The sequence below is a fragment of the bacterium genome, assembly GCA_030652805.1.
In the GTDB taxonomy this organism is placed as follows: Bacteria; JAHJDO01; JAHJDO01; order JAHJDO01; family JAHJDO01; genus JAHJDO01.
This window is the reverse complement of the sequence record JAUSPT010000072.1, coordinates 1-4,297: the sequence shown is the minus strand read 5'-3', so window position 1 is coordinate 4,297 and position 4,297 is coordinate 1. Positions and strand designations below refer to the sequence as shown.

Genomic DNA, 4,297 nt, shown 5'->3' with positions numbered 1-4,297 from the left:
CTACTAACCATAACAGGAATGCTAACAAGGCTAGGCAGGCCAGACTCATAGCCAAGCTCCATAATGGCTTGGCTATCGCCTGTTAGTCGCCTCTGGTGATATACGTCGTACTGATGACCACGATCAGGATTTGTGATGTCTCCTGTGGATACCACAGGATGAACTCGAGAATGTGAATGCGGCTCAGACGACGTGAATAGGACTTTCATGCTGGCCCGCCTATAAATGGCTGGGAATAAGTTCTCGGTCTGGCGGTGATCGCGAAAAGATGAATACACCCTTAGAGGTTTTTTACCAGAGAAAAGAGAGGAGCGCTTATGATAAAGAAATAAAAATATGTTTACCATTTGACATGTCCCTACAAAGATAAATCCGTTCAATTTTCTAGATAACCTTATCATCATAGCTTCTTTTTTATTTTACTAATTTTTTCCCCATCTCTTTGCCTCCTTTAGTGTTTTTAAATAAGCTCATCTAATTTTGCATCCTTTAGAATGTCCAATGCACTTCTTGGATAGTCATATATTTTTACTTCATCTATTATTCCATTAAATCCATACGCAGAGCCTCCACAATATGAACCTATGTAGATAGTTTTTTGGCCTTTTGTAAGAGCCAAATCAGGTTTACTGACTCCGGTCTCTTCTCCATCAATATAAACCTTAAAAACAGAGCCGTTATATGTGCCTGCTACATGATACCAGACATTATTATTAATAGGATTTTTAGCAGGATTTGAATTTACACCCCAGCTTTTTCCTCCTCCACCTTCTCCTGACTTGAGACCTAACTGATTGTATGATATATGGAAACGAAATCCTTTTCCTCTGTCAGAGAAAGTATTTGAGATAATCTCATTGGTATTCCCTTTTTTGTGTTTATCATTAAACTTAATCCATGCCTCAACTGTTAAACCTTTTGAAAAGTCGTATTTATCCATATTACTAATCTCTACACAGCCGTTATTGCTCCTGAGTTTTGGATCTTCTGCTGTGAACTCCAGAGCTTTTCCAATTTTACTTTCCACCCATTTTGTATATTTACCTTTATTCAGAATCTTGCCATCATTGTCATTACCACTTGAATCCTTGACTATTATTCCCTCTCCTTCATCAAACTTTAAGTAGCAAATTGGCCCTTTTCCCTCTTCTGCAAAACAAGGGATGCTGATTAAAATACCTAATAGAATTGATACTGCAACAAACCATTTTTTACTCATTTTTAACCCTCCTCGTTTTTTACTTTTCATACATTTCTATCTCAGTTATTTTTGAATTTGATCCATTTGTTGCTGTAATCCAGATTCTTATTCTGTCTGTATTTACCGGTTTGAATGTGTGTGTTATCACCTCCTCGTTTTTTTCTGAAACTTTATCCACTTCCTTCCATTCGCCTTGTGCAAATGCCTGGACACTGTAGTCCTTTAGACTTTTCTCAAAAGGATAAACTACTACTTTTCCAATATTATGCGCCTTGGGCAACTTTATTTCAATCCAGTCCGGAAATTTATTTGGTGTAGTATCCCGCCAAGTATGTTGTTTGTATCTATCATATTTGTCAATAATCCCATCTGCAACATGCCATAGGTGGCTATTAACGTTTGAAGAAGTACTAATTATTACTCCGTCACCTTCAAACATCTGAAATGCAAGATTCCCGGGCTTTTTCCGTGACCTGTTTATGGCATTGATTTTTTTCTCTATTGTTTTGATACTTGTAAGCCCTGTTTTTTCTTTTGAGCTTGTGTACACATGCACTTCAAAAACATCAAAGCTGTCCGTGAATGAATCATTGTTTACAGGTACTGCTCTGTCCTCTGAGATTACCTGCAGTGTATTTGCATACCTGCGTATGCCAGGAATGGTAATCGTGATTTTCCGAGCTGTCATATCCGCATTAGACACAAAGAGGTATAATTCGCCATTAACGTCTTTTAATAAGGTTTTCGCTGTAGTCGAAGAGGTTTTTGCCGCCAGCGTTGAATCAGGAGCTATTATAGCTTTGGCAAGATAGGCAAGCTCTTCGGCAACATATGGTTCGCCAATATAAAGCTCAGGATAATGCCTATATCCCCTGTTAAAGAAAATAATTCCTTTTGCTCCACAGGTAATAGCCAAGAGCTTCTTACTGCGGCTTTCATGATAATTATGTATACGCTGGTTAATCATTCCATCATAATCCCCGTAGTTAAAGGATTGATCCAGAAAACCGATAAACTTTTTGCCGTCTGTTTCATCAAGAAACGATTTTGCATAGCCTATGATCCTGGAAAGGTCGTTTATCCTTCTGTCCCTCCGAATAACAGGATAACAGTGGAAACTATGGTAATCTGCAGCATTTAGATAGTTACGAACACTGCCGGGGTTGTTATTGCTGATAATAACGGGGTGATAGGGATCCATTTCACGAAGAAATTGATAACTTTCTTCCATTCCCTCTATTGGCATGCCGTTTGGTTCATCAGCAAGATAATAGCCAAAACAATCCGGGTTATCTAAATTGTTATTGTCTTTCACTTTTTTTATCAAAAAATCTTTAAGGTACTGATCGAGTTTTCCTAGCTTTTTTAATACGCGAATCTGGGAGCTGTTAAAAGTGAAGACAACCCGTTTCTTCCCCTCACTGGGAAGGACAGATACAGTATAATAAGGATTGTCGTCTTCAAGAACCCCTGGCCAATTAAGGCTACAGAAAAATGGTTTCCCGTCAACGTACCAGTTCCTGTCGCGGCCGAGCCAGACCTCTCCTTTTTTATAAGGGAGTTTCTGCAGTCGCTGCGCTGTTTCGGCAATTATGGCATCATTTTCATCCTTGATCTTAGCCTTTATATAAAGATTTCCATAAGGAAGCTCCTTGCAGGGAAATTCACATCGGTTTACTTTTCTCACTGCAGTGATTTGCTTCTCCACACACACATCATCAGATCCTTCTTTTTGAATCGTAACTGTAACTTTTTTGTTAAGCAATTCTTTTTCTGAAAGATTTATCTTTAGATCAAATATAATGTTTTCAATGTTTTGCGTTTCGAAAATGGCATCACGGTAAAACGGTTCGATAAGTTTTATTGCCATAGGCACGTGTTTTACATCCAATTTTGTCTCTGAATAATAATGAACTTTTCGGGTTTGAGGATGCATGAGGGTCACATAAGCGTTATAGGTACCCTGCGAATCCAGAATAAAAGGGCCTATGGCAACGTCTATCTTTTCTTTCGGCATAAAGGTAACGGTTTGTGATTTTACCTGGACGTTATCTTTGTTCTGGACAAGGTAACACTCGAGCCGCATGTCCTTTTTTTTGCCGGTATTATTCTCAACTGCTACGGTTACAGTTGTGTATAGTTTCTCTTCTTTTGTCTCTATAGAAAGGGAGGGGGGAGATACGGTGTAGCAATATTCGTTAAAATCTATTGCGATCCCTTCTAATTTGGCAAACCTTCCCGCCTCATTAAATGCACCCTGTTCTGCAATTGACGAATTCTCGAATGGTTTCTTTTTTCCCCTGCAGATATTTATGCCCCACCCATTACTCACTTCCCTGGTAATGCCCAGTGCGAAAAAGGGAAACACTGCTTCGCAGGACCAGAAGTCCTTGCCAATAAAAGTCTTTGCTTTCCACTCGCCATCCCATTCAACATTGCCGTTAAGACCTGCTTCACGACAAAAACGGTCAAACCGTGCCCCAAGCGCACTGACAGCAAAGTGGAAATAATCGTTCTTAGTTTGGCCGGGATCTATCATAATCTCTACACAGTCATCAGAAAATACGTTGTTATCTCTCTTTTCATTGGTTACATTTGCTACCAGATTCTTCATATCCGGATCCATACAACGAATTCCCACATAGAGACTTGTATCCGTGTATACAACATATGCCGTTGTTTTAAAGCCTGAAGGTTTATCGGTGTTGTTAATAGTAAAGTCGGTTATTGGCTTTGCCTTTTGCCAGCAGGCATCTGTGAGTTTGCCATCAATTACAGGCGGAGAATCTGTTCTTGCTGCCTTAACAATAGTCTCTGCAGAAGAAAAACTGTAGAAGCTAAGAATAATCATAATCAAAGACACTATACATTTTTTTAACTTATTCATTTTAATCTCCTATATTTTATTGTTTATGTACCATCTGAATTTCTGTCCCATGGGAGAAGATCTACATCTGTGACTGCATTTATCGGCGCAGGGTCTTCACTGGAAACATGCATATCACACCATAACACATTTGTCCTCCCATTATGGCGGTCTGAAACCTGAGCAACTCCAGCGGCAGGAACCATACAATAACCAAAAGTACCAGCATC

General features: G+C 39.3%; 4 protein-coding genes. All 4 read right to left on the bottom strand.

All coding sequences use genetic code 11. The features are described from left to right. The coding region (locus Q7J67_07565) for a hypothetical protein (GenBank protein ID MDO9465136.1) at window positions 1-209 on the bottom strand (209 nt) is incomplete at its 3' end. Between the two features lie 251 nt (window positions 210-460). Continuing rightward, window positions 461-1,219 (bottom strand): LamG domain-containing protein, encoded by a 759-nt coding sequence (locus tag Q7J67_07560; GenBank protein MDO9465135.1) that lies wholly within the window; start codon window positions 1,217-1,219, stop codon window positions 461-463. Between the two features lie 19 nt (window positions 1,220-1,238). Beyond that, entirely contained in the window at window positions 1,239-4,088 is a 2,850-nt protein-coding gene (locus Q7J67_07555) for a sugar-binding protein (protein MDO9465134.1), read from the bottom strand. Window positions 4,089-4,111: 23 nt separating this feature from the next. Then, the coding region (locus Q7J67_07550) for a hypothetical protein (GenBank protein MDO9465133.1) at window positions 4,112-4,297 on the bottom strand (186 nt) is incomplete at its 5' end.